This is a genomic window from Aidingimonas lacisalsi (genome assembly GCF_008079445.1).
Lineage (GTDB): Bacteria > Pseudomonadota > Gammaproteobacteria > Pseudomonadales > Halomonadaceae > Aidingimonas > Aidingimonas lacisalsi.
Genome location: NZ_VRYH01000001.1, coordinates 402,250 through 427,531, shown reverse-complemented (window position 1 = coordinate 427,531; position 25,282 = coordinate 402,250). Strand labels below are relative to the sequence as shown.

Here is a 25,282-nt window from a genome sequence, read left to right as displayed (position 1 = left end):
TCCAATGTGACCGACATGATGCACATCGGCATGGCCATGTGGGCCAATAACGATTGGCGGGGTCGCCTGTATCCACCGCATGGCAGACAGGAGAGCCGCCTGGCGGACTACGCCAGGGTCTTCAATGCGGTGGAAGGAAACACCACGTTCTATAGTGGTGCACCATCGGAAGCGACAGTGGCGTCCTGGGCAAGCCAGGCGCCGTCCGATTTCCGTTTCTGCTTCAAGTTGCCTGCCGAGCTTACCCATCAGCGACGATTGCATCATGTCGATGCCGATGTCGATGGCTTTTTTGAACGCTTGGCGCCACTACATGATCGTCTCGGTCCGATCATGATCCAGTTGCCGCGAGATTTCGATGAAGCGGAGCTTCCCAAGCTCGACACACTGCTATCGCGTTGGCCTGAACATATCCGGGGTGCCGTCGAGGTGCGACATGAGCATTTTTTCCACAAGGGAAGGGTCGAGCGTCATTTCAACCGCCTGTTGATAAGTCATGGAATAGATCGCGTGATGCTTGATGTCAGGTCATTGTTTTCGGAACCAACTGATAATGATCCGCGTTTGTTCCAGGCACAGTCGGAAAAGCCGAAACTCCCATTACACGTGATTTCCACGGCAAATAACCCCATCGTTCGCTTCATAGGCCATTTCGATCGGGTACGTAACGATCGTTATTTTTTACCCTGGATCGAACGGTTAAGGTTGTGGATAAATCAGGGGAAAACCCCTTTTCTCTTTGTGCATACACCGGATAATCGTCATGCCCCGGAATTGGCACGACACTTTCATCGCCAACTGGCAACAAGCATCGGACTTCCCGATTTGGCTGACTTTGCCGGTGAGCGACAAAACCTGCTCTTTTGAGGCGATATCCGCGGGATCGATTATTGCCCATTGCCTCTGGCCAACAAGCGTATGATCGGCTAGTTTTGTCCCCCTCCTTGCCCGGTGCGATCCATCGGGACAGATCAGCGACAATAAGCACAATGTCATCGTTCCTGCCGAGCGATGGCAGCAATGGCGGAACATGTAATTTTCAGGTGAATCAATGGCGAAACAACTTCATGCGCAGTGGTCTTCACGACTGACCTTTATCCTGGCGGTCACCGGTTCCGCAGTGGGTCTAGGCAATATCTGGAAGTTCCCCTACATGGTCGGGGACAGCGGTGGCGCGGCTTTCGTGCTGGTCTATCTGCTCTGTATCGCGCTGGTCGGCTTGCCGATCCTGGTATCCGAATGGTTGATCGGTAGGCGGGGGCAGAAAAATCCCATCAATACCATGACCGAGCAGGCACGTCAGAATGGTCACAGCCCCGCTTGGGGGTTGGTGGGTCTGAGCGGTGTGCTGGCCGGTTTTCTGATTCTCTCGTTTTATAGCGTGATTGGTGGCTGGTCCCTTTCCTATACGGTGAATTCGATCAGTGGCACGTTCGCCGGCCAGGATGCCGACGGCGTCGGTGAACTCTTCAACGGCATGCTTGCCAGTCCGGGTGTGCTGTTGGGCTGGCATTCGCTCTTCATGGTGCTGGTGATAGGCATCGTTGCGCGTGGTGTGACCAAGGGATTGGAAGGCGCGGTACGGACCCTGATGCCCGCCCTGGGCATTCTGTTGCTGGTGCTGGTGGTTTATGGCCTGACCACAGGGCACTTTGGCGAGACCTTGGCTTTCATGTTCAACCCCGATCTGAGCGCGATCGATGGTAGCGTCATACTGGCAGCCATGGGACAGGCCTTTTTCACGCTATCGTTGGGTATGGGGATCATGATGGCCTATGGCTCCTACCTGGGCGAAAACGTCGATCTGCTCAGGACCGCGCGTACCGTGGTGATTCTGGATACCGTCATTGCCCTGGTTGCCGGCCTGGCGATCTTCCCCATTGTCTTCGCCAATGGCCTGGATCCCAGTGAGGGACCGGGGCTGATATTCGTGACGTTGCCACTGGCATTCGGCAATCTAGGTGGCGGTGCCTTCCTGGGATTGATTTTCTTCCTGCTGCTGACCTTTGCCGCATTGACCTCGGCCATTTCGTTGCTGGAACCGACGGTCGAGTTCATCGAGGAGCGGACACCGTTGTCTCGTATTGCCGCCACTCTGGTCAGTGGCTGTGCAATCTGGGCTCTGGGCGTTGCGGCGCTGCTTTCCTTCAATGTCTGGAGTGACGTGCTCATTCTGGGACTGAGCATCTTCGACTTCCTCGATACTCTGACCAGCAAGTTCATGCTGCCGCTGACCGGCCTGGCTGCGATCATCTTCGTTGGCTGGTGCCTGGAACGTCGCAGTGTTCGCGACGAACTGGGACTCGGTGACAGTGGTGCAATGGTCTGGAATCTGCTGGCGAGATTCGTGGCACCAATCGGTGTCATTCTGGTCTTTGTGACCAGCCTATGACGTGTCACGCGCAAGCGGATTCGACGACCTGATGCACTCGAATCCGCTGATTGCCGGGGCGCCTGCGTGGCGCCCCATCGCGTCAGCGAACGCTGCTACTGTGTCATGTCTTCATCCCAGTCGGTGATGTCCCGCTCCAGGCGTCGAAACTCGTCGTGCAGTTCAATACCGCGACGCGCCCGGAGGTAACGGCTCGCTGCGCTCTTCTGGCGCTGTTCGTGTTCGGCGACTTCCAGGCTCATGAAAATATCGAGAAGTTCATTCTTGACCGACGAGACCTGTTGGACATTGCGCATTGATCAACTCTCCTGCTGACAGAATGTGTCGATATCGTGCGTCTTTTACTATAAACCAAGTGACAGATTGATGACGTGATGCGGATAACGTCAATCTCACGTTTGTCGTGTCATGGTCAATGGTCGTTCATCATGGTGTAGGATGGTTGGTAGTGAGTCATGGGTCAGAGAGGAGCGAAGCGTGAGCCGTGCCCTATTCGATGAGTTGAGAGGCCGCATGGAGCACTTTCGTCGCTCCGAGCAGAAGGTGGCGCGGTTCGTGCTGCGTAACCCCGACGAAGTCATCCACATGCGGATTGTCGATCTGGCCACCGAGGCCAAGGTCAGTGAGCCGACGGTGGTGCGTTTTTGCCGTGCTCTGGGATGCGATGGGTTTCAGGACTTCAAGCTGCGTCTGGCTCAGATGCTGGCGACCGGTAGCCAGTTCGCCCAGTTCTCGATGAACGATAGTGACAGTGTCGCCGAGTTTTCTCACAGTATCTTCGATTCCACGATCGGCACCTTGCTGTCAGTGCGCGATCGCCTCGACAATGACAACTTGAGCCAGGCCATCAATGCCCTGGCTGCCGCCAATCGCGTCGAATTCTATGGCTTCGGTGCCTCGGGCGCCGTGGCGTTCGATGCGCAGCACAAATTCTTTCGTCTGCAGATTTCCACCTCGGCCTATACCGACCCCCACATGCAAAACATGTCGGCGGTGACGCTGGGCAAGAATGATGTCGTCGTCGCGATATCGCAGACAGGACGGACCCGGGCCCTTGTTGCCAGTGTTCGTCTGGTGCGTGAATCTGGCGCTACCGTCATCGGGTTGTGCCCGAGTGGTTCACCGCTGGCTTCGGAAGTCACGTTACCGTTGTATATCGATGTTCATGAGGACACCGAGATATATACTCCCATGAGTTCTCGTATCGCGCATTTGGCGCTGATCGATGTCCTGGCGGTCGGGGTAGCCAAGACACGTGGCCCCAGATTGGCCGAGCAGTTGAAGGCAGTGAAGAAAAGCCTCAATCCATTGCGATTCCCGGAATCGGACGACGACGCTTGAGCCATGCGCCTCGAGTGATAAGCCATATTCTGGCCTATTGGAAACTCGAGGCGGGCTGAGTGTTTTCGAGTGCATCATCTACGGCCTCTGGCAGGCCGATATGCTAGGCTGGACCTCCATTTGCAACTATTGATTTCCATCCCACTATGGACGACGTCACGGCGATTCTCGATCAGTTGAATCCGGCCCAGCGAGAGGCCGTCAGTGCTCCGCAAGGTCATGTTCTGGTGCTGGCTGGTGCCGGTTCCGGTAAAACACGGGTGCTGGTGCATCGTATTGCCTGGCTGTTGCAGACCGAGGGATTGTCGCCCTATGCCATCCTCGCCGTGACCTTCACCAACAAGGCGGCTCGCGAGATGCGAACCCGTCTGGAGGCATTGTTGGGGCTGTCATTGCGTAACATGTGGGTGGGGACTTTCCACGCCATAGCGCATCGCCTGCTGCGTACGCACTGGCAGGATGCCCGCCTGCCACAGCATTTCCAGATAATCGATGCCGACGATCAGTTACGCCTGATCAAGCGATTGCTCAAGGATCACCGCATCGACGATGAACGCTTTCCGCCCAAGCAGGTGCAGTTCTTCATCTCTGGCTGCAAAGAGGAGGGGCTGCGTCATCATCAGGTACAGACACAGGGTGATACCTATCTGTCGCAGATGGTCGAGCTCTATGAACGCTATCAGTTGACCTGTGAGCGGGGCGGTCTGGTCGATTTCGGTGAATTGCTGCTCAGAAGTCTGGAACTGCTGCGTGACAATCCGGCGCTGCTTGCCCATTACCAGGAGCGTTTCGGTCAGATACTGGTCGATGAATTCCAGGACACCAATACGTTGCAGTATGCCTGGCTCAAGCTGTTGACCGGCCAGGACATCCCGATGACCGTCGTCGGGGACGATGACCAATCCATCTATGGATGGCGTGGGGCAAAAGTCGAGAATATTCGCCGCTTCGAAGAGGAGTTCCCGCATACGAAGACGGTACGTCTGGAGCAAAACTATCGTTCGACCAGCGCCATTCTCGATGCCGCCAATGCCTTGATTACGCATAATGCCGGTCGCATGGGCAAGGAGTTGTGGACCGAGGGGGAACATGGCGAACCGATCTCGGTATATGCCGGTTTCAACGACCTCGATGAAGCGCGTTTTATCGTCGATACGATCAATGAAAAGATCGATGAGGGCATCGCACGTCGTGAGATTGCGATCCTCTATCGCTCCAATGCTCAATCCCGGGTTATCGAGGAAACTCTGATTCGCCAGGGTGTGCCGTACCGCATCTATGGTGGTCAGCGCTTCTATGAACGCCTTGAGATCAAGAATGCGCTGGCCTACCTGCGGCTGCTGATGAACCGCGAGGACGATGCCTCTCTAGAGCGTGTGATCAACGTCCCGGCGCGGGGAATCGGGACGCGCACCGTGGAGATTCTGCGTGAGCGTGCACGCGGAGCCAATGTCTCACTGTGGCAATCGCTTCACGACAGTCTGGCTGACAGCGCCCTGAAAGGGCGTGCTGCCAAGTCGGTCAAGGCCTTCGCGGATCTGATCGAGCAACTCGATAACGACACGGCGGGCATGTCCTTGAGCGAGATCATCCGGCATGTCATCCATGCCTCGGGTCTGGTCGAGCATCATCGCAGCGAGAAAGGCGAGAAGGGGCAGGCCCGTGTCGAAAACCTGGATGAGCTGATCAATGCGGCACGCGCTTTCACTCAGGGTGAAGCGCTCGATCCGCCTGAAATCGGAGAAGGGGCCGCGGCCCTGGAACCTTTCCTTTCCGAAGCGGCGCTCAACGCCGGAGACCATGAAGCCGATGAATTCGAGGACAGCGTACAATTGATGACGCTGCATTCGGCCAAGGGGCTGGAGTTTCCCATCGTTTTCATTGCCGGCGTTGAAGAGGGTCTGTTTCCGCACAAAATGTCGATGGAAGAGCCAGGACGTCTCGAAGAGGAGCGCCGTCTGTGCTACGTCGGTGTGACCCGGGCCATGCGCAAACTCTATCTCACCTATACGGAATTGCGACGCTTGCATGGCAAGGAAACCTATCAGCGACCTTCACGTTTCCTGCGTGAACTGCCTGAGGAGTTACTGGAAGAGGTCAGATTGCGTGGGCAAGTATCGCGGCCAGTGACTGCCTCCCGCCCGGGTATAGGGCTGTCGCAGCAGACGACGGTTGATGGTGGCGACGATCTGCCGTCGTTGTCACTGGGGCAACGCGTCAGTCATCCGGTATTCGGTGACGGTGTGATTCTGAATGCCGAAGGCGAAGGGCAGCGTGCCCGTGTCCAGGTCAGTTTCGAAGGGGAAGGCGACAAATGGCTGGTGCTTGGCTTTGCCAAACTGACGCCATTGTAACGTATCGCTGGCAACTTGCCGGTTAAATCGTCTTTACCGCATACTTCCCGTTTATCCTGTCCTTTCTTAGGGAGTCACGCCTGACATGCAACGTCGACAATTTCTCAGCACCTTGGGAGCAGGGGCGGCCGGGGCCGTCACCGCACCTTTCATTTCCACGGCCCAGGCTCAAGAAACCATTGAATGGAAGATGGTGACCTCCTGGCCGCAGAATTTTCCTGCGTTGGGTACCGGGGCCAACGACCTGGCGGAGCGTATCGAGCGGCTCTCCGGTGGTCGTCTGCGCGTCAAGGTCTATGCGGCAGGCGAGCTGGTGCCGGCGATGGAAGTATTCGATGCCGTCTCTGCCGGTACCGCTGAAATGGGGCATTCCGCCTCCTATTACTGGCGTGGCAAGGTGGCGGCTGCCCAGTTCTTCACCGCCGTGCCGTTCGGCATGAACACCACCGAAACCAATGCCTGGCTCTATCAGGGCGATGGCATGACGCTGTGGGATGAACTGTACGCCGAACATAACCTCAAGCCATTTGCCGTGGGCAATACCGGTACGCAGATGGCCGGTTGGTTCAAGAAGGAAATCAATTCGCTCGAGGACATGAAGGGGCTCAAGATTCGCTTGCCCGGGCTGGCCGGTGAAGTCATGAATCGTATCGGCGCTTCGGCGGTCAACATGCCGGGCAGCGAGATCTTCAGTTCGTTGCAAAGCGGAGTGCTGGACGCCGCCGACTGGGTCGGCCCCTACAACGATCAGGCGTTCGGACTGCATGAAGTGGCCGATTACTACTACACCTCAGTGTGGAACGAGCCCAGTGCCGTGTTGGAAGGCACCATCAATCTGGAAGCCTGGAATGCGCTGCCCGACGATCTCAAGGTGGTCGTCAGAGAAGCGTCGCGCAGCGCCAACCTCGCCATGATCGACGAGTTCACCTATCGTAATGCCCTGGCACTCGACTCCCTGGTCGAGGAACATGGTGTAACCTTGAAGCGTTTGCCCGATGACGTACTCCAGGCGTTGTCCGAGGCCTCCCGAGACGTGCTTCAGGAACAGGTCGAGCAGGACGAGGCGTCGCGCCGGATTTATGATTCCTATCGACAATTCCAGGATGTGGTGCGTACCTATACGGATGCGGGCGAATTCGCCTATCTCAAGGCTCGCGACATGGTGCGGAGCTGACCCTTTGCGGATCAGGGGGTTCGTTCTGCGGCTGACACGGCACGGATACGGCCACTCTCATCGAGTGCGACCATGACGAAACGGGCCTCCGTGACCTTGTAGAGTTCATCCACGTTCTGTTCGAACGGGGGACGAATCCATACCTGGACATCGATCTTGATCGAACTGCGCCCGATTTCCCGTACTGCCGTGTAGATGTTGACGGTGGAGCCAACGCGGACAGGACACAGGAAATCCATGGCTTCGACTGCGACATTGGCAGTACGGCCGCCGGCTTCATGGCCGGCAGCAAGTTCCGCGGCTTGATCCATGTAATAGGTCAGCCAACCTCCCGGGATATCGCCGTAAAAATTGGTATCGTGGCGAGATGCAACCAACCTTAAGGTCAGTTGCCCTTGGGGCGTGGGGATATCGTCGAGTTCTGTCATCTTGAGTCAATGATTCCTAGGTTATTGTTATTGCCGTCGATCGGGCAAAGCCGCATCTTAAACGCCCTCCCCGGGGAATCGCCACCCTGGTTGCCCGATCCGGTGATGCTACAGGAGCGTATCATGCCCACTCGTTTCAGTACTGTCATCATTCTACTCGGTCTGCTGATGTGGCCAATGACGGGTGCCATGGCCCACACCTGGGGGGATCCCGTGGTCGGCAATCTCGATTCGATCGGCTCCGACACCATGGCCGGGTTGATGCTACGCTGGGGTGAGCGACTCGAACAACGGTATCCGGCAGTGCGCCTGCAATTGCAGGCCAATGGATCCGCCACGGCACCACCGGCTCTGGCGGAAGGCACGACGCGATTGGGTCCGATGTCGCGACGTATGACGGCCAGTGAACGCGAGATGTTCGAAGCCAGCCATGGCTATCCCCCAACCGAAATACCCGTGGCCATGGACGCCTTGGCGGTTTTCGTCAATCGGCATAATCCACTGGGCAAGCTGACAATGACGCAACTGGATGCGATCTTTTCCGATACGTTGCGTTGTGGCGCCGAGACATCGATTGAGCGCTGGGATGATCTGGATAGGCCGGAGTTGGCAGGACCGATAGATCGTCATAGTCGCAACTCCGTGTCGGGAAGTTATGGCGTGTTTCGTCGGGATGCGCTCTGCGGGGGGAATTTCCGTGTCGATGTCAACGAACACCCCGGCTCATCCTCCGTTGTCGCTGCCGTGGCGGCCACCATTGGTGGGATCGGTTACTCAGGTATCGGATACGTCACATCGGCAGTACGTCCCCTGGCGTTGCAGGAGGGCGATGGTCCCGCGGTCATGCCGAGTGAACGCACGACCTTGAACGGTGAGTATCCGTTGTCGCGAACCCTGTACTTGTATGTCAATCTGCCGCCTGGTGAATCATTGCCTCCGGTAGAGCGAGCCTTTATAGACCTGGTGTTGTCGCCTGCAGGTCAGGACAGTGTTCGTGAATCGGGATTCATTCCCTTGCCCGAGTCGGTGATTGCTGCCGTGAGGCAGGCACTCGGACTCAACGTACCTTGGGGTCATGTATCGCCCCGATAGGCTGTCATCGTTCTGTCACATGCCTGTCTTACTATTGTGGTGAATCCTTCATGCTTCGTATCTCCTGCCGGCCATGACTGAACGTTCATTATCTCCGTCTCCGTGGCGCCGGCGTTTCCGATACGTTCGAGATCGCCTGTTTACGCTGGCGGTCACTGCCTGTGGCATCGGTGTGATTCTGGCGGTTCTGGCGATCGGCGTATTCTTGGTTGTCGAGGTGGTTCCGCTATTCACGGGTTCGGCATCGACCGCCAACTCCGATGCGATCGATATCGAGTCATTGTGGCTCCCCCAACAGTATCCGGGGTATGACGAGCCTCAGTACCGTTGGCAGGCTAACGCGGCGACCGACGCTGATACGCCGATGTTCAGTCTCACACCGTTGGCATGGGGCACGCTAAAGGCCGCCGTTTATGCTCTGCTGTTCGCGGTTCCGCTAGCACTGGGAGCGGCGATTCACTCGGCCTGTTTCATGTCGCGGCGGTTGCGTTTTCGCATCAAACCCGTGATCGAATTGATGGAAGCCTTGCCTGGCGTAGTGATCGGCTTCATTGCCGGCCTTGTTCTAGCACCGTATGTGGAGCGTCATTTGGTCGGCGTGTTTGCCCTGGTGCTGGTTCTACCGCTGGGTATTCTGGCCGCGGGCATCATACAAGCACGTTTACCCTGGTGCTTGTCGAAACGCGTGCCACTGGGCTGGGCCGGATTGTGGCTGATCCCCTGGCTGGCAGGACTGGTTGCCTTGACGCTGGGCATATCGCCGTATCTGGAAGTGCTCTGGTTCGATGGTGACATGCGTACCTGGATGGATCAGCAACTGGGACTGGATTATGCCACCCGCAATGCCATGGTCGTAGGCCTGGCCATGGGGTTTGCCGTCATTCCTACCATCTACTCATTGGCCGAGGACGCGTTGGCCGGTGTACCGGCCAGTCTCTCCGAAGGCGCTCAGGCACTGGGTGCGTCGCAGTGGCAAACGCTTTGGAAGGTCCTGTTGCCCGCCGCGAGTCCCGGCATCTTTTCGGCCGTGATGATCGGGGCCGGCCGTGCGGTTGGAGAGACCATGATCGTCTTGATGGCTACCGGCAATACCGCGCTAATGACGCTCAGCCCGTTGGACGGCATGCGTTCCATGGCTGCCAATATTGCGATCGAGCTGCCCGAGGCGGCGCCCGGAGGTGTGCACTATCAGTTATTGTTGCTGTGTGCCTTGCTGTTGTTCGTCTTCACCTTCTGTGTCAACACATTGGCCGAGCTGGTGCGTAGTCGTCTGACACAGCGTTATCAACGTTTGGGTGGAACGACATGAGGAAGTTGTTACCGCGGCGTCGCTTACTCATCGAGGGTCCCGGGGCCTGGTTGGCAGCCGGCGGCGTCGCGTTGTCGCTGCTCATGGTACTCGCGTTGCTTGCTTTGATTGCCGGGCGAGGCCTCGCCCATTTCTGGCCACCGGACATCGAAGCCGTGACTCTGGTGTCGGGCGAACGCTTTGCTGGTCAGCCCGTACGTGAACAAGGCTTGCCTGGCCAGGCTAGCGGTAGCGAGCGCCTCTATCGTACCGGCAATCGTGATCTGGATGGCGATCAGTGGCGCTGGGTGGAGGTCAATGCGATCGACACACGGACGACACCCGAGGATCTGGTCATCATCGAGCGACGGCGCTGGGGACCGTTTATCGGTCGTCTCCTGCGTCTCGAGGGTCCGGAAGCACAGTGGACGGCTAGCGATGGGGCCGCTCTCTGGCGCGAGCTGGAGGAACGCATGGCGAGGGTCTCGCAGTTACGCCACGAACGCGACGCACTCCATAATCATCGCCTGGAACCCTTGGCCGAGCACGTGGACGATAGCGCAATGAGTCCATCCGAGGAAGACGAACTGCGTGAGATCAAGGCACGAATACTGGCACTTCAGGACGCGATGCAGCGCGATCATGTCGTACTGGAGAGCCTGTCCGGACAACGCCTCGAATTGTCCCTGGAGGCGTTGATCGAAGTGAAGCGTCCCAATGCGATGTCGCTTCTTGCCAAATTGGCCAGTTGGGGGGAGGGAGTGTGGCGCTTTCTCTCTGAAGGGCCACGTGCTGCTAATACGGCCGGTGGTGTCTGGCCAGCGATTTTCGGGACCGTCATGATGGTGTTGTTGATGTCGGTACTGGTAACGCCGTTTGGCGTTCTGGCTGCCGTATATCTCAATGAAGTGGCGCCACAGGGGCGCCTGACCCGTCTGGTTCGCATCGGGGTACGCAATCTGGCGGGCGTGCCGTCGATCGTTTATGGCGTCTTCGGACTGGGCGTTTTTGTCTATGGTATCGGCGGGAGTCTCGACAGCCTGTTCTTTGCGGATGAGCTACCGTCACCCACGTTCGGTACCGGTGGCCTGTTGTGGGCATCACTGACCTTGGCATTACTGACTCTGCCTGTCGTCATCGTGGCGACTGAAGAGGGACTGGCGCGTATTCCCGACTCACAGCGCGAGGGTGCCTTGGCCTTGGGGGCGACACGCAGTGAGGCATTGCGCCGCGTCGTGCTGCCCATGGCCGTACCGGCCATGTTGACCGGCGTCATTCTGGCGATAGCCCGTGCGGCCGGCGAAGTGGCGCCATTGATGCTGGTGGGCGTCGCCAAGCTGGCTTCGCAAGTGCCGGTGGATGATGAATTTCCTTTCATCCATCTGGAGAGGAAATTCATGCACTTGGGATATCATATTTTCGATGCCGGTTTTCATGGTGGCGATGTCCAGGCCGCCATGCCGTTGGTTTATGCCACGGCGTTGTTATTGGTGCTGGTCATCGTCGTGCTTAATCTGACTGCAATATTGTTGCGGCATACTATCAGGGCGCGTCATGTGGTCCAGGCGCATCGATGAATGGGAGATCGACCCTTGCTGATGGCCGATGAGACATCACCGCGACAGGCAGCTCTGCATGAAGTGGTGCAGGATATCCCGCGTGAGGGACGTTGCTTCGAGATCGAAGAACTGTCGGTCGCTTATGCTGGCAAGACGGCGCTATCCGGCTTGAACCTGTACGTGCCTCGACACCGAGTGACGGCGTTCATCGGGCCGTCGGGATGTGGCAAGTCAACGCTGCTACGTGCATTCAATCGCCTGCATGATCTCAATGATGATGTCGATCGCCAGGGGCGTATCATGCTCGAAGGTCAGGAAATTCACGCACCGGAGGTCGATGTGGCCGACCTGCGCCGGCGTGTCGGCATGGTCTTCCAGACGCCCAATCCGTTTCCCATGTCGATTTACGAAAATGTGGCCTTCGGCTTGCGTTTGCAGGCGGCGTTGCCCAAGCGGCGCCGCGACGAGGTGATCGAATGGGCGCTTGAATCGGCAGCCTTGTGGGATGAAGTCAAGCACCGCCTGCACGATTCGGCACTGTCGCTGTCGGGTGGGCAACAACAACGACTGGTCATTGCGCGCACCCTGGCGGTCCAACCCGAGGTATTGCTGCTCGATGAGCCCGCATCGGCGCTGGACCCGATCTCAACGCTAAAGATCGAGGAGTTGATCCGCACCCTCAAGTCGCATCTGACTCTGGTGCTGGTAACGCACAACATGCAGCAAGCAGCGCGCGTATCGGACTATACCGCCTTCCTCGAGGGCGGTGAACTCATCGAGTACGGCGCTACCGATACGTTGTTCACCAACCCGCGTTTGGCGCGTACCGAGAACTATATCACCGGGCGTACCGACAGATAGCCGGACGTCCAGTGTCTCCAGGAGAGTCCCATGGATATCACCACCGATACACACAGTCAGCATATCTCCAAGCAGTTCAACCAGGAGCTCGAGGAGCTCAAGACCCACCTGATGACCATGGGAGGCCAGGTCGAGAAACAGGTTCAGGATGCAGTCACGGCATTGCTCGAAAGCGATAGCCGCCTTGGTGAGCGCGTCAGTGACGACGACAAGTCCGTCAATGACATGCAGCTCAAGATCGATGATGAATGTACTCGGGTGTTAGCCCGACGCCAGCCGGCCGCTTCCGATCTACGACTGGTGTTGGCCGTGATCCGTGCCACCTCGGATCTTGAGCGCATCGGTGATGAAGCGAGCAAGATCGCACGCAATGCCGTGGTGCTGAGTGAAGCCGGTAATGGACCGAAGGGGCTGGTCGAAGTACGTCACATCAGTGAACACGTACGCGCGATGGTCCGCGACTCATTGACGGCCTTTGCTCGCTTTGACATCGATCTGGCACTCAAGGTCGTCCATGAGGATGAAGCCGTGGACAATGAATATACGAGCGCCATGCGTTCACTCATGACGTTCATGATGGAAGATCCACGTTCGATTACTTCCGTCTTGAGTGTCATGTGGGTATTGCGGGCTCTCGAACGGATCGGTGATCATGCCAACAACCTGGCCGAATACGTGATCTATCTGGTCAAGGGCCTGGACATTCGTCATATCGATCCCGACGAACTCGACGAGGATGCCCTCAAGCGCCAGTCTTGACCCACGCTTCCCGGTAAGGATCAATGATAACGGCCGTTGCCGCGTGCGACGGCCGTTTCGATGTCGATCCATGGAAAGTGAAATCAAGGGAAAGACCTGATGTTGTATGCCCTCACAGCGCTGATCCGCGGGGTGCGCACCGTTTATGCGCCGGGAATGCGTCGTTATGTTTTTGTACCGATCACCATCAATCTGTTGGTGTATGGTGCCATGCTGCAGGTTGTGTTGACGCAATTTGGCGGTTGGCTGGATGGATGGATGTCGCTGGTACCGGGTTGGCTGGCGTGGTTGGAGTGGTTGATTTGGCCATTGTTCGTGGTGGCACTGATCATCGTGGTGTTCTTCACGTTCACGCTGGTCACCCATCTGATTGCCGCGCCATTCTATGGTTTTCTGGCGGCCAAGGTGGAAACGCGGCTTACCGGTCGTCCACCGGCTGATGATCGTGGCTTGATCAGAACCGGCATTGATGCCATGGGCCGTGAGCTGTGCAAGCTTGGCTATATCCTGCCCAGACTGGTCATCTTGATAGTGTTGAGCTGGATACCGTTGGTCAATCTGGTGACACCGATATTATGGGCAGCGTTTTCGGCCTGGATGATGGCGATTACGTATCTCGATTATCCCATGGACAACAATCGGGTCAGCTTTGCGGACATGAAACGCCGCCTCGGCAAGCGTTGGTGGCAGAGTCTGACCTTCGGTGCCTGGGTGACGCTGCTGACTTGGGTGCCACTGGCCAATGTATTCCTGCTGCCGGGTGCCGTCGCTGGCGCGGTTCAACTGTGGGAGCGGTATTATCGCGGGCTGTCGCAGGAGGTATCTCAGGCTTCCTGAATGCGTGGCACGTCTTCGGTCGGGCGTAACCGTTCGGCGGGAAACACGCAACGGAAACACGCGCCCTGCCCCGGGTGGGAGTCGATCTCGAGGTGGGCATCGTGACGCAGCAATACGTGTTTGACGATAGCCAACCCCAGGCCTGTTCCTCCGGTTGCCGTGCTGCGGCCCTTGTCGATCCGGTAGAAACGTTCCGTCAGGCGAGGGATGTGTACCGGATCGATCCCTTCGCCATCATCTTCGACTTCAATGCAAGCGCTATCGGCATATCGACACCAGCGCAGAGTGATTCGACAGCCATCACCCGCATAACGCACGGCATTGACGGTCAGATTGGAGATGGCGCTACGCAATTCCTGTTCGTTGCCCATCAATGAACCGAGTTCCTCGATCTCCAGGGTCAGTTGATGGCGCCCTCCCGATAGCGATTGAGCGTCTCCCCGGATCGACTCGAGCATGTCACCCACCGCTACCGGTGCGGAATCATCGGTACGCTGATCGATTTCCAGGCGGGATAGTAACAGCAGGTCGTTGACCAGATTCTGCATACGCACGGTCTGGTTCTGCATCTGTTCCAGTCCACGCACCATGCGCGATGGTAGCTGATCGGCATGGTCTGTATAGGTCTCGAGATACCCGGCAAGCACCGTCAGTGGCGTTCGCAACTCGTGCGAGACATTGGCGACGAAGTCGCGGCGCATCTCCTCCAGCCGATGCAGACGAGTGATATCCCGTGCCATTACCAGCCGTTCGTCATCGCCATACAAGGTGATCTGGAACTGCAGGATCTGACGTTCGTCGATCGGGGATGTGAGGGTGAGAGGTTCCTGGTAGTCGCGCGCATTGAAGTAGTCGATGAAGCGCGGATTACGCAGTAGGTTGGTGATATGCTGACCCCTGTCATGAGCGGCTTTCAAGCCCAGCATGCGTTCGGCCGCACTGTTCCACCACTCCAGGTCGCCACGTCGATCCAGCATGACGACGCTATCGCTCATCGCTTCGGATGAATCCTGAATCCGTTTGAGCGTATCGCGTAGACGTCGCTGAGTGATGCGTTGCGCTTTCTGGTACTTGTAGAGCCGGTCGAACAGTTCTCCCCATATGCCGCTGGCGGCAGGGGGTTCTTCATGGGGATGGCGGGTCAACCAGCGGTACAGAGCGCGCAAGCGTTGCAGGTGGATGACCAGATAAATCGCTAGCCCGAGAGCCGCACCGAAGCCTGGTGCGTGCAGCGCCCAGCCGGCCAGGCCCAGGACCACGACCAGACCGGCAAGCCGCCATAGTTCCTGGTTCCAATAGCGCACGCTGGCGTTGGCCCTCCTATCCTCGCGTGGAAAAACGGTACCCGGTGCCACGCACCGTCTGTATCAAATGCTTGTGCGTTTCGCCCAAGGCCTTGCGTAGTCGACGTATATGCACGTCCACGGTGCGTTCCTCGACATAGACATTGCCGCCCCAGACCTGATCGAGCAATTGGTCGCGCGTATAGACGCGTTCCTGATGCGTCATGAAAAACTGTAGCAGGCGATATTCCGTCGGTCCGATCTCGACGGCGCTGCCATTGGTGCTGACGCGATGACTGGCGGGATCGAGTATCAGACCTTCGACTTCGACGGTGTCCTCGATGCCCTTGGGTGTACTGCGACGCAAGACCGCCTTGAGCCGAGCGACCAGCTCCCGGGGGGAGAAAGGCTTGGTGATATAGTCGTCAGCACCGGCTTCCAGCCCCTGAATCTTGTTATCCTCCTCGCTCTTGGCGGTGAGAAGGATAATCGGCAGCTCGGCGGTCGCCTCGTCGCGTTTGAGGCGCCGGGCCAGTTCGATACCGCTGGTACCCGGCATCATCCAGTCAAGCAGCATCAGATCGGGGTGTTCGTCGACGACCATGGCATGGGCATCCTGAGCATTGTCGGCTTCGAGCACCCGATAATCGGCCATTTCAAGCGCCACTGCGATCATCTCGCGGATCGAGGCTTCATCATCGACGATAAGCACGGTTTTGGAAGTCATCCTTGGGCCTCATCAGGACAATGACAAGCTGATGACGATGACAGCACGTCTTTATGACAATGTCATGACAGTAACGCATCTGCGCCAAGGATGGCACCTGGCTCGCCGTCAAATCATGTATCTGTGGGCTGACGTTCACTAGCTTTCCGGCCACCATGTCAGAGCCAGTCCTGCAAACATCACCATGCCAGCCCAGTGGTTGTTGAGGAAGGCGCGAAAACAGTGCTCGCGCGAACGGTCGCTTATCAGCCATTGCTGATAGACGAAGATGGCTGCCATGGCGGCCAGCCCCACCCAGAAGAAACCGCCTGACGCGAGTCTGAGACCGATCCAACCAAGCAGAATCAGGGTGGCAAGCTGTAGCACTGCGACCATGGCTTTGTCAGCGTGTCCGAATAGTACGGCGGTGGACTTGATGCCGATACGCAGATCGTCATCGCGATCGACCATGGCGTATTGGGTATCGTAAGCGACCGTCCATACGACATTGGCGAGGAACAGCAGCCAAGCTTCGATCGGTACGCTCTGTTGTATTGCACCGAAGGCCATGGGAATCGCCCAGGAAAAGGCGGCACCGAGAAACAGTTGCGGAAGATGGGTATAGCGTTTCATGAAGGGATAGATGAACGCCAGGATGACCCCGCCGATCGACAGCAGGATGGTGAAACGATTGGTCAAGCAGACCAGTACGAACGCCATGACCACCAATAGTGCGAATAATACCTGGGCTTCACGTACACTGACCCGGCCGGTGGCCAGTGGACGTTCTCGGGTGCGTTTGACATGACCGTCGAAATGGCGATCGGCATAGTCATTGACCACGCAACCCGCGGCACGCATGACATAGACACCCGCCACGAAAATCAGCACCACCTCGCGTGAAGGTACCCCTTCGGCGGCAACCCAAAGGGCCCAGAGGGTCGGCCACATGAGCAGCCATGTGCCGATCGGACGGTCGAGACGCATCAAGGCGAGGAAGTCGGGTAGGCGTGCGATACCGCGTCGGGGCGCTGTCTGGTCCATCGACATCTCCAAAAGTCAGTGGCGCTATCCTAACGTGGCGGTAAGCGCAAATCATCCATCATTCGGTCGAGAAAGAACTCCTGGACGAGTACCTGGAAGCGGTCGTGACGAAACACGGAACGACGTCCCCAGGGGCCGCGCTCGGGGAAAAACGGTGCGGGACGAGACGTCACTTCGATACGGCTGCGTTGCAGGCCTGGATGGCGGAATAACCAACTGCCCAATGAGCGTTCACCAAGCTGAGCCAAGGGTTGTCCGCGCAAACGATTCAGCGGGGCAACCGAGCGGGCTACCACCCAGGGCCGATCATCGACACAGAGAGCGACCTCACGCAGCCAAGCGTACCGCCGTGGAGCGAGTAACAGGGCACGGGCTTCATCCCGCCTGGGACGACCCAAACGCTGGTCGAGCAGTCGAACACGGAAGCGACACTCACCAGCCGCCTCGATCAAGCGCGATGTCAGTGAGTCGCGCGATGCGATCCAGTGCCACCAAGCCGGACTCATGGCGGGGCGCCGGGCTTCAGCGGGTTGCCAGTCGGGAAGCCGTCCCTGGATTCTGTCATGGCCTTCACTCACCATCGCCTCCGGGTCAAGATTGGGCACAGTAGTGTATCATGAGCAGCCACTGAAGCTGTTCACCAGGAATGTCATGAGCGCCCCTTTGACCATCATCGGTAGCGGTATGGCCGGCTTGGGATTGGCACGCCAGGTGCGTGCCCGCGATGCCCATCGGCCGATCACCGTGATCACTGCCGATAGCGGCGATGAGTATGCCAAACCGCTGCTCTCCACTGGCTTTGCCAAGCATCTATCACCCGACCGCCTGGCCAATCGCTCAGCGTTGGACATTGCCGACCAGCAGGAGATCGTGATGCGGACGCACACTCGTGCCACATCCATCGATTCGCTGCATCGGCAAGTGCAACTGGGTAACGAGTCCGTAAGCTTTTCCGAACTCGTATTGGCGACTGGAGCGGCACCGCAGCCACCCTTTGCCCTTCCGAATGAGCTCGCCGATCGTGTTTTCACCATCAACGATCTCGATGATTATCGAGCCTTTCATGCCGCCTTGAATGCGCTCGATCGGGCAGCACGTGTGGCGATTATCGGTGCTGGCCTGGTGGGCTGTGAATTTGCCAACGATCTTGTGGCAGGCGGGCACGCCGTTAGCCTGATTGCGCCCGAGCAGGCGCCCTTGCCGCGCTTGCTACCCGAACCTCTGGGGCATGCGCTGGGTGAGGCTTTCATGGATGCCGGCATCCATCTGCTGCTGGGGCACGGTCTGCAATCCTTGCACAGGGAAGGCGTCGATATCATGGCAACCTTGGATGATGGCCATTGCCTGAGTGCCGATCTGATACTCGTGGCTACTGGTTTGAGTCCACGTACCGAGTTGGCGAGAACGGCAGGCATCGCGATCGACAGCAGTGGCATTCAGACCGATCGCTATCTTCAGACGTCAGTTCCCGGCATTCATGCGTTAGGTGATGGCGCGTGCGTGGCAGGTGTCAATGCCATGTACGTGCAACCACTGCAGGCCAGTGCCAAGGCATTGGCGGCCACCTTGAGCGGGACGCCGACACGCGTCAGTTACGGCCCATGGCCGGTATTGGTGAAAACGCCGGCATTGCCGGTGGTTTCGCTCCCGCCAACCCATGCGCCGGACCGCTGGCGGGTTGAAGGCGAAGGCCATGATTTGACCGCCCTGGCGGAGTCCAAAGACGGTCGTTTGATCGGTTTTGCGTTGACAGGCGCATGTGTCAGGAGGAAAGTCGAACTGGCGCGAGCCGCACCAGCATTGCTAGGCTAGAAGCGTTGTGCCGTGCGAACCGGCCCGGTGTCGAGGCAGAAGACGTTTCTGCTGCATCGTTATCTGCCGCTTCCGGTGGCTCGTTCGGAAACGTCTTTTTTCTGTTAACAACAAAAAGGGCGGCCCATGTCGCCTTGCCATTGCCAAACTAGGAGGGCTTTATGCGCAAGCCAGAACTCGCTGCGGCGATTGCCGAGCGTGCCGATCTGTCCAAGGACAAAGCAGGCCAGGTGCTCAATGTCATTCTCGACGAGATCACCGGTAGTGTTTCAAAAGGGCAGGATGTTTCACTGATCGGCTTCGGATCCTTCACCGTGCGCGAGCGCGCCGCTCGTACCGGCAAAAACCCGCAAACCGGTCAACCATTGACTATCCCGGCGAGTAAGACCGTGGCTTTCAAGCCCGGTAAAGCGCTGAAAGACGCTGTTGCCAAGTAGTAAGTAAGCCCGCAGCGCGGGGCTTTGACCCCGCGATGCCGTCCGGCTACGCTCGCTGCTCGATCACACGGGCGTGGAGCCGGACCACGCCGGCTGCACTAGGTAGTCGGCGGATTTCCTGCCAGGAGTTCCGCATTCGGAGTGGCCATGAAGCTGCGATTCATGCTTTGGTTCGTCGGTTTGTTGCTCAAACGGGCTTTGCGCCGTAGATCCGCGTTCTATCAGGCCTTGAGTGAGCGGCGACGTCTGGACTGGGGTGTGGCCACCGAAGATTTATCGATTGCACGTTACTACCGCATGTCACCCGAGGGGATCGAAACCGGTTCCGGGCTACCGGTGGATCTCGATCTGGAGTTGCGATTTACCGATAGTGACACGGCGATCAAATTGCTTCGTAAACCCTCGCGACGCGCGTTCCTTGCGGGAATGATGGCTGGCAACGTTCGATTGGTCGGCGATTCCAGCGACTTGCAACGGCTGCAAGCGCTGCTTGGTCACCTATGAACTGACTCTGAAACGGAAGGTTTTCGGCTTAGGGCGAAACTGTCGTCGATTGACGTTATACTAAAGTCTAATTATCCCGAGTTGAGAGTCATCATCCATCGCCATGCGGTCATCCATGTTGCCGACGCCGATCTCGAAATACCTGCGACGCCTCTGGACGCTCGATAAGTTCGCTTACAGCCTTCGTGTCTTCCTGGCGTTCAGTGGCGCGCTGGCACTGAGTTGGTATCAAGGCGATATCGCATTGGTGATCCCGCTGTTTCTGGGCATCATTGCCAGTGCACTGTCGGAAACCGATGATAGCTGGCAAGGCCGATTGCAGGCGCTGCTGGTGACGTTGAGCTGTTTTGCGACAGCGTCGTTGAGCGTGCAATGGTTGTTTCCCTGGCCTTGGTTGTTCGCCCTGGGTCTGGCGTTATCCACCTTCATACTGATCATGCTCGGCGCCGTAGGGCAGCGCTATGCCACCATCGCTTCGGGGACCCTGATCCTGGCCATCTATTCGATGATCAATATCGAGCATCAGGGCGGCGTGCCGGCGGATGGAATCTGGCGCCAGCCATTGCTGTTGGTCTCGGGGGCCGCCTGGTACGGAGTCATATCGGTAGCATGGTGTGCACTGTTCTCCCGTCAGCCCGTGAAACAGAGCATGGCCCGAGTCTACAAGGAGCTGGGCGAGTACTTGATCATCAAGTCGACGTTGTTCGAGCCGCTGCGCGGCTTGGATGTCGAAGAACAACGCTTGAGGCTGGCTCGCCAGAACGGTCGTGTCGTCACCGCTCTCAATCAAGCCAAGGAGATGATCTACCGCCGTCTCGAGGGGCAACGAGGCGAGCGCAAACTCAATCGTTATCTGCGTATCTACTTCATTGCCCAGGATATTCATGAACGTGCGAGTTCGTCACATTATCCCTATTCGTCCTTGATCGATGCTTTTTTCCACCACGATGTGCTGTTTCGTTGTCAGCGCCTGCTCGACCAACAGGGACGGGCCTGCAAGCGCCTTGGCAAGGCATTGTTACTCAATCGGCCCTTCGATCACGACCTGAGCGAACAGGCGCTGGAAGATCTGCGTGCCTCGATTGATTACCTGCGTGGCATGCAGCGTGGTGATTGGGATGATTTGATGCCGTCTCTGGAGGCACTGGCTGATAATCTCTCTGCGCTTGAGGACCAACTGGCCAGTGCCCATAATCCGGATGCCACCGATGAGCCAGAAGACGATAGTCTGTTCAATCGTTCTCCACGGAGCTTGCGTGATGGCTGGGAACGTATTCGGCTCAACCTGACACTGGGGTCGCCGACGTTTCGTCATGCGATCCGTTTGCCCATTGCACTACTGGTAGGCTATGCGTTGTTGCATCTGATTCATCCCACCCAGGGATTCTGGATTCTGTTGACTACCATTTTCGTTTGTCGCCCCAACTTTGCTGCGACCCGGCGTTTTCTCAGTCAGCGTGTCATCGGTACGGTACTGGGTCTGGTGGCGGGCTGGGTGTCGATCACCCTGTTTCCTCATCCGTTGGTCCAGACGATGATCGCCGTTGTTGCCGGTGTCTCGTTTTTCGCTAACCGTGAGACACATTACATCCTGGCGACGACGTCGATTACCTTGATGGTATTGTGCAGTTTCAATCAAGTTGGCGACGGTTTCGATCTGATCTGGCCGCGTCTGTTCGATACGCTGGTCGGGGCAACGATCGCTGGCTTGGCGGTGTTCACGATATTGCCGGACTGGCAGGGGCGACGTTTGCATCGAGAGGCGGCCAATGTGTTGACGTCCAGCCGCCATTATCTGGAAGAAATCATTCATCAGTACGAAACTGGCAAGCAGGACGATCTGGCCTATCGTCTGGCTCGGCGCAATGCCCATAATGCGGATGCGGCACTCTCGACCATGCTGGCCAATATGCTTCAGGAACCGGGGCATTACCGAAAGCATGATGCTGATGACGGATTCCGCTTCCTGGTCGTATCGCATACCTTGCTGGGATATCTGTCCGCGCTCGGGGCACACCGCCACCAGATGACGGAGGATGAGTTCGATGCCAATGTGATGCCGGTGGCCAGGCAGGTTGCCGAGATACTCGAGCACGTGGCGAGCCGATTGCTCCAGCACCAGGCGATCGAGGATCTGGAGACGAAACAATCGGCCTTGATGGCGCAATTGGGCCAAGGCGAGGCATCGGCAGGCATGGAGATGAGTGGCTACCGCCCCGTGCAGACCCAACTGTTGCTGATATGCCGCCAGCTACGTCCCTTGGGCGAAGCCGCCAATCGGCTCGTCAACGCCAACGGCGAAGAGGCAGCCGTCGAAGCGGCGGCCGCCTGAGTTCCTCAGACCTGACCGTAGCGTGCGGCTTCCTCTCCTAACCAGCGATGAATCAGCGGGGTAGTGGCTTGCGGTGCTGTCTCCAGTAGCGTTCGTGCGAGTAGCGTGACGCGATCGAGGAGGTCGCTATCGCGTTCCAGATCCGCGATCTTCATTTGTGCCAACCCTGTCTGACGCGTTCCGAGGACTTCGCCAGGACCGCGAAGTTCCAGATCCTTTTCGGCGATGCGAAATCCATCGCTTGTATCGCGCATGACCCCGAGGCGCTCTCGCGAGTGGGCGGATAGTGGGGGGTGGTAGAGCAGTACGCAATAGCTTTCGGTATCGCCTCTGCCGACTCGACCCCGTAGCTGGTGTAACTGGGAAAGGCCCAATCGCTCTGGGTTCTCGATGATCATCAGGCTGGCATTGGGGACATCGACACCGACTTCGATGACCGTGGTGGCTACTAGCAGATCCAGTTCGCCAGCCTTGAAGGCATCCATGATCTCGGCCTTTTCCGCGGCTTTCATGCGTCCATGGACCAACCCGACCGCCAATTCCGGCAATGTCTCGACGAGACTGTCGCGAGTCGCTTCAGCGGCCTGACATTGCAAGGCTTCCGACTCCTCGATCAATGTACAGACCCAGTAGGCCTGGCGGCCTGCCGCGCAGGCCTGGCGAATGCGAGTGACGACTTCGGGACGCCGTTCATCGGGAACCGCGACGGTTTTGACCGGTGTTCTGCCGGGTGGCAGTTCATCGATGACCGAGACATCGAGATCGGCGTAAGCGCTCATCGCCAAGGTTCGGGGAATGGGGGTAGCCGTCATCACGAGTTGGTGAGGGGTCAATCCGCCCTCTTCCCCTTTGTCACGGAGAGCAAGACGCTGGTGCACGCCGAAGCGATGCTGTTCATCGATGATGGCCAGCCCCAGGCGATGAAAATGAACGTCTTCCTGGAACAGTGCATGCGTGCCGACGACGACTTGAGCGCGGCCATCACCGATTGCCGCCTTGGTATCAAGACGCGTCTTGCCCTTGAGCTTACCGGCCAACCAGGCGACATCGATTCCCATGGGGCCGAACCAGTCCTGAAAGCTGCGGTAGTGCTGTTCGGCGAGTATCTCGGTGGGAGCCATCAGCGCGACCTGAAAACCGGCTGACAGCGCTGATAACGCTGCCATGGCGGCTACGACCGTCTTGCCGGAGCCGACATCGCCTTGCACCAGCCTCAACATGGGCGCTTGTCGGGCCAAGTCGCCCGTGATTTCATCGAGCACGCGACGTTGCGCGCCCGTCAGGGAGAACGGCAGGCGTGTCAGGAAGGTGGCTTGCAGGTTACGCCCGGAGGGCAGTGCCGGGGCCGTGTCCGACTGAATGCGGACACGAATCTGGCGCAGACTGAGCTGGTGGGCGAGTAATTCTTCCAGTGCCAGGCGACGCTGAGTGGGATGTTGCGTTTCGGCCAGGCTGGCCAGGTCCGCCTCGGGTGGGGGGCGGTGCAGATAACGCAATGCTTCATGTAATTCGGGCAGTTCGAAGCGCTGGCGGAGCGCTTCGGGAATCCAGTCCGGGAGTGCCTCTGGTGTGGCATCGAGGCAGTCGAGCGCTTGACCGATCAGGCTGCGCAGTCTGGCTTGATTGAGTCCTTCAGTCGTGGGGTAGATAGGCGTCAGATGATCTTCCACCGGTGCATCGCCACTGTTCATCAGGCGATATTCGGGATGATATAGTTCCAGTCCGGTAGCGCCGGCTCTCGCTTCACCGAAGCAGCGAACCCGCACCCCGGGGCGGAATTGCTGCTGCTGAGCCGGTGAAAAGTGAAAAAATCGCAGGCTGAGAATGCCCGAACCGTCCTTGAGGCGAACCAGCAGGCTGCGGCGGCGCCCCTTGATCACGTCGGCGGCAGCCACGTCACCTTCGACGACGGCTTCGGCTCCCGCTCGAAGTGTCCCGATGGGAGTCACGCGCGTCCTGTCCTGATAGCGTAACGGCAAATGAAAGAGCAGGTCAGCCACCTCATGAATACGTAGCCGGGCCAGTTTGACAGCCAGTGCCTCGCCGACGCCCTTCAGCGCTCTGATATCCTGCTCTAGCGCGTTCATGCCGATTCTAGTTGCTGTTGACGGCAGAACGTAATGGCGCGTGTCAGCGCATCGATCGCCTTGGGACGCGGGAAGCTAGCCCGCCAGGCAATGGCGACGGTGCGTGACGGGGCCTCGGGACTGAATGGCCGGCTTGTCAGGACACCGGCTTCGTAATGGCTAGTACCAATCGCCGAGTGGGGCAGCACCGTTATACCTAATTTGGAAGCGACCATATGGCGTATCGTTTCCAGCGAACCACCTTCTGCCGTGAGCGTGTTGCTGGGGCTATTGAGCTGGTTGCTGATCGCCGGGCATGCTTCGAGGATCTGATCACGAAAGCAGTGGCCTTCGCCGAGCAACAGCAGACGCTCATTGAGCAAGTCTTCCTTGTCGATACGCTCCTTGGCGACCCAGGGGTGGTGAGCGGGCATCAGGACCTCGAACTCTTCGTCATAGAGGGATTTCGTTACGACATCCGACTCGGTGAACGGCAGCGCCACGATAATGGCGTCGAGTTCCCCGCTGCGTAGTTTGCGGCGCAACGCCGCGGTGAAGCCTTCTTCGATGTACAGCGGCATTTGGGGTGCGGTCTTGGCCAGCTCTGGCACCAGATGAGGAAACAGATACGGGCCGATGGTATAGATAGCACCGATGCGTAGTGGGCTGGAGAGTTGATCCTTGCCGGCATTGGCCAGCTCCTTGATCACACTGCTCTGCTCCAGGACCCGCTGCGCCTGTTCGACGATCTGTTCGCCCAGCGGTGTGACCTGTACCGTGGATTTCGAGCGTTCGAACAACGCGACGCCGAGCTCTTCTTCGAGTTTCTTGACCGCGACCGACAATGTCGGTTGCGAGACGAAGCAACGCTCGGCGGCGCGACCGAAATGATGTTCTTGCGCCAAGGTTACGATATAACGGAGTTCTGTTAGAGTCATGGTGGTGCCTGCTGGCATCCTCTCGAAGCAGATGGATCGACAATTCCAATAGGGACTTTTTATCAAGGGGCGAGA

23 protein-coding genes are annotated in these 25,282 nt (G+C 58.0%); 15 read left to right on the top strand and 8 right to left on the bottom strand.

Annotated features, from left to right (window positions below; genetic code table 11):
* The first annotated feature begins 15 nt into the window (after positions 1–15).
* Together FVV99_RS01865 and FVV99_RS01860 are read left to right on the top strand one after the other, a co-directional pair.
* Positions 16–867: a DUF72 domain-containing protein gene (locus FVV99_RS01865; RefSeq protein ID WP_201745009.1), complete on the top strand. Its 852-nt coding sequence runs from the start codon at positions 16–18 to the stop codon at positions 865–867.
* Positions 868–1,051: 184 nt separating this feature from the next.
* Positions 1,052–2,392 carry a sodium-dependent transporter gene (locus tag FVV99_RS01860; RefSeq protein ID WP_148252283.1) on the top strand — a complete coding sequence of 447 codons (1,341 nt, stop codon included), beginning with the start codon at positions 1,052–1,054 and terminating at the stop codon, positions 2,390–2,392.
* Between the two features lie 95 nt (positions 2,393–2,487).
* On the opposite strand, the gene FVV99_RS01855 is transcribed toward FVV99_RS01860, so the two are convergent.
* Positions 2,488–2,688, bottom strand: a complete 201-nt coding sequence (locus tag FVV99_RS01855; RefSeq protein WP_148252281.1) for a PA3496 family putative envelope integrity protein — start codon at positions 2,686–2,688, stop codon at positions 2,488–2,490.
* A gap of 181 nt (positions 2,689–2,869) precedes the next feature.
* Here FVV99_RS01855 and hexR point away from each other — a divergent pair, with 181 nt between their 5' ends.
* The 3 genes from hexR (at position 2,870) to FVV99_RS01840 (ending at position 7,261) form a co-directional block, all read left to right on the top strand.
* Positions 2,870–3,733: a transcriptional regulator HexR gene (gene hexR, locus FVV99_RS01850; RefSeq protein WP_148252279.1), complete on the top strand. Its 864-nt coding sequence runs from the start codon at positions 2,870–2,872 to the stop codon at positions 3,731–3,733.
* 146 nt (positions 3,734–3,879) lie between these two features.
* The gene (gene uvrD, locus FVV99_RS01845) at positions 3,880–6,087 is read left to right on the top strand and encodes a DNA helicase II (protein ID WP_148252276.1); all 2,208 of its coding nucleotides are present in this window, start codon (positions 3,880–3,882) and stop codon (positions 6,085–6,087) included.
* An 85-nt stretch (positions 6,088–6,172) separates the two neighbouring features.
* Positions 6,173–7,261, top strand: coding sequence for a TRAP transporter substrate-binding protein (locus FVV99_RS01840; RefSeq protein ID WP_148252275.1), 1,089 nt, complete (start codon positions 6,173–6,175; stop codon positions 7,259–7,261).
* An 11-nt stretch (positions 7,262–7,272) separates the two neighbouring features.
* Here the strand turns inward: FVV99_RS01840 and FVV99_RS01835 are convergent, their stop codons facing one another.
* Positions 7,273–7,689 carry an acyl-CoA thioesterase gene (locus tag FVV99_RS01835; protein ID WP_148252273.1) on the bottom strand — a complete coding sequence of 139 codons (417 nt, stop codon included), beginning with the start codon at positions 7,687–7,689 and terminating at the stop codon, positions 7,273–7,275.
* 123 nt (positions 7,690–7,812) lie between these two features.
* On the opposite strand from FVV99_RS01835, the gene FVV99_RS01830 reads away from it, so the two are divergent.
* The 6 genes from FVV99_RS01830 (at position 7,813) to cysZ (ending at position 14,085) form a co-directional block, all read left to right on the top strand.
* The gene (locus tag FVV99_RS01830) at positions 7,813–8,781 is read left to right on the top strand and encodes a PstS family phosphate ABC transporter substrate-binding protein (protein ID WP_236645262.1); all 969 of its coding nucleotides are present in this window, start codon (positions 7,813–7,815) and stop codon (positions 8,779–8,781) included.
* A gap of 73 nt (positions 8,782–8,854) precedes the next feature.
* The gene (locus tag FVV99_RS01825; RefSeq protein ID WP_148252272.1) at positions 8,855–10,090 is read left to right on the top strand and encodes an ABC transporter permease subunit; all 1,236 of its coding nucleotides are present in this window, start codon (positions 8,855–8,857) and stop codon (positions 10,088–10,090) included.
* Complete coding sequence (pstA, locus tag FVV99_RS01820) at positions 10,087–11,646, top strand: phosphate ABC transporter permease PstA (protein ID WP_148252271.1); 1,560 nt, start codon at positions 10,087–10,089, stop codon at positions 11,644–11,646. The genes FVV99_RS01825 and pstA overlap by 4 nt, the downstream gene beginning before the upstream one ends.
* The gene (gene pstB, locus FVV99_RS01815; RefSeq protein ID WP_236645261.1) at positions 11,647–12,489 is read left to right on the top strand and encodes a phosphate ABC transporter ATP-binding protein PstB; all 843 of its coding nucleotides are present in this window, start codon (positions 11,647–11,649) and stop codon (positions 12,487–12,489) included. It abuts the gene before it with no gap.
* Positions 12,490–12,519: 30 nt separating this feature from the next.
* Positions 12,520–13,248 (top strand): phosphate signaling complex protein PhoU, encoded by a 729-nt coding sequence (gene phoU / locus FVV99_RS01810; protein ID WP_148252270.1) that lies wholly within the window; start codon positions 12,520–12,522, stop codon positions 13,246–13,248.
* A gap of 99 nt (positions 13,249–13,347) precedes the next feature.
* Positions 13,348–14,085, top strand: a complete 738-nt coding sequence (gene cysZ, locus FVV99_RS01805) for a sulfate transporter CysZ (protein WP_148252269.1) — start codon at positions 13,348–13,350, stop codon at positions 14,083–14,085.
* Here the strand turns inward: cysZ and phoR are convergent.
* From phoR to FVV99_RS01785, 4 genes are all read right to left on the bottom strand, one after another.
* Complete coding sequence (phoR, locus tag FVV99_RS01800) at positions 14,073–15,389, bottom strand: phosphate regulon sensor histidine kinase PhoR (RefSeq protein ID WP_148252268.1); 1,317 nt, start codon at positions 15,387–15,389, stop codon at positions 14,073–14,075. The two genes, cysZ and phoR, sit on opposite strands and share 13 nt — an antisense overlap.
* Before the next feature lie 16 nt (positions 15,390–15,405).
* On the bottom strand, positions 15,406–16,095 hold the full coding sequence (gene phoB, locus FVV99_RS01795; protein WP_148252267.1) for a phosphate regulon transcriptional regulator PhoB: 690 nt from the start codon (positions 16,093–16,095) through the stop codon (positions 15,406–15,408).
* A gap of 138 nt (positions 16,096–16,233) precedes the next feature.
* Positions 16,234–17,118 carry a 4-hydroxybenzoate octaprenyltransferase gene (gene ubiA, locus FVV99_RS01790; protein WP_148252266.1) on the bottom strand — a complete coding sequence of 295 codons (885 nt, stop codon included), beginning with the start codon at positions 17,116–17,118 and terminating at the stop codon, positions 16,234–16,236.
* Between the two features lie 29 nt (positions 17,119–17,147).
* Positions 17,148–17,699, bottom strand: coding sequence for a chorismate--pyruvate lyase family protein (locus tag FVV99_RS01785; RefSeq protein ID WP_148252599.1), 552 nt, complete (start codon positions 17,697–17,699; stop codon positions 17,148–17,150).
* A 70-nt stretch (positions 17,700–17,769) separates the two neighbouring features.
* Between FVV99_RS01785 and FVV99_RS01780 the strand changes: the two genes are divergently transcribed.
* The 4 genes from FVV99_RS01780 to yccS all read left to right on the top strand — a co-directional run bounded on the left by FVV99_RS01780 (position 17,770) and on the right by yccS (position 22,203).
* Entirely contained in the window at positions 17,770–18,930 is a 1,161-nt protein-coding gene (locus FVV99_RS01780) for an FAD-dependent oxidoreductase (RefSeq protein WP_148252265.1), read from the top strand.
* A 161-nt stretch (positions 18,931–19,091) separates the two neighbouring features.
* Entirely contained in the window at positions 19,092–19,367 is a 276-nt protein-coding gene (locus FVV99_RS01775) for an HU family DNA-binding protein (protein ID WP_092568751.1), read from the top strand.
* A 147-nt stretch (positions 19,368–19,514) separates the two neighbouring features.
* The gene (locus tag FVV99_RS01770; RefSeq protein ID WP_148252264.1) at positions 19,515–19,871 is read left to right on the top strand and encodes a hypothetical protein; all 357 of its coding nucleotides are present in this window, start codon (positions 19,515–19,517) and stop codon (positions 19,869–19,871) included.
* A gap of 115 nt (positions 19,872–19,986) precedes the next feature.
* The gene (gene yccS, locus FVV99_RS01765; protein WP_148252263.1) at positions 19,987–22,203 is read left to right on the top strand and encodes a YccS family putative transporter; all 2,217 of its coding nucleotides are present in this window, start codon (positions 19,987–19,989) and stop codon (positions 22,201–22,203) included.
* Between the two features lie 5 nt (positions 22,204–22,208).
* On the opposite strand, the gene recG is transcribed toward yccS, so the two are convergent.
* Both recG and FVV99_RS01755 read right to left on the bottom strand, forming a co-directional pair.
* The gene (recG, locus tag FVV99_RS01760; protein WP_148252262.1) at positions 22,209–24,290 is read right to left on the bottom strand and encodes an ATP-dependent DNA helicase RecG; all 2,082 of its coding nucleotides are present in this window, start codon (positions 24,288–24,290) and stop codon (positions 22,209–22,211) included.
* On the bottom strand, positions 24,287–25,207 hold the full coding sequence (locus FVV99_RS01755) for a hydrogen peroxide-inducible genes activator (protein ID WP_148252261.1): 921 nt from the start codon (positions 25,205–25,207) through the stop codon (positions 24,287–24,289). The genes recG and FVV99_RS01755 overlap by 4 nt, the downstream gene beginning before the upstream one ends.
* Positions 25,208–25,282 lie beyond the last annotated feature (75 nt).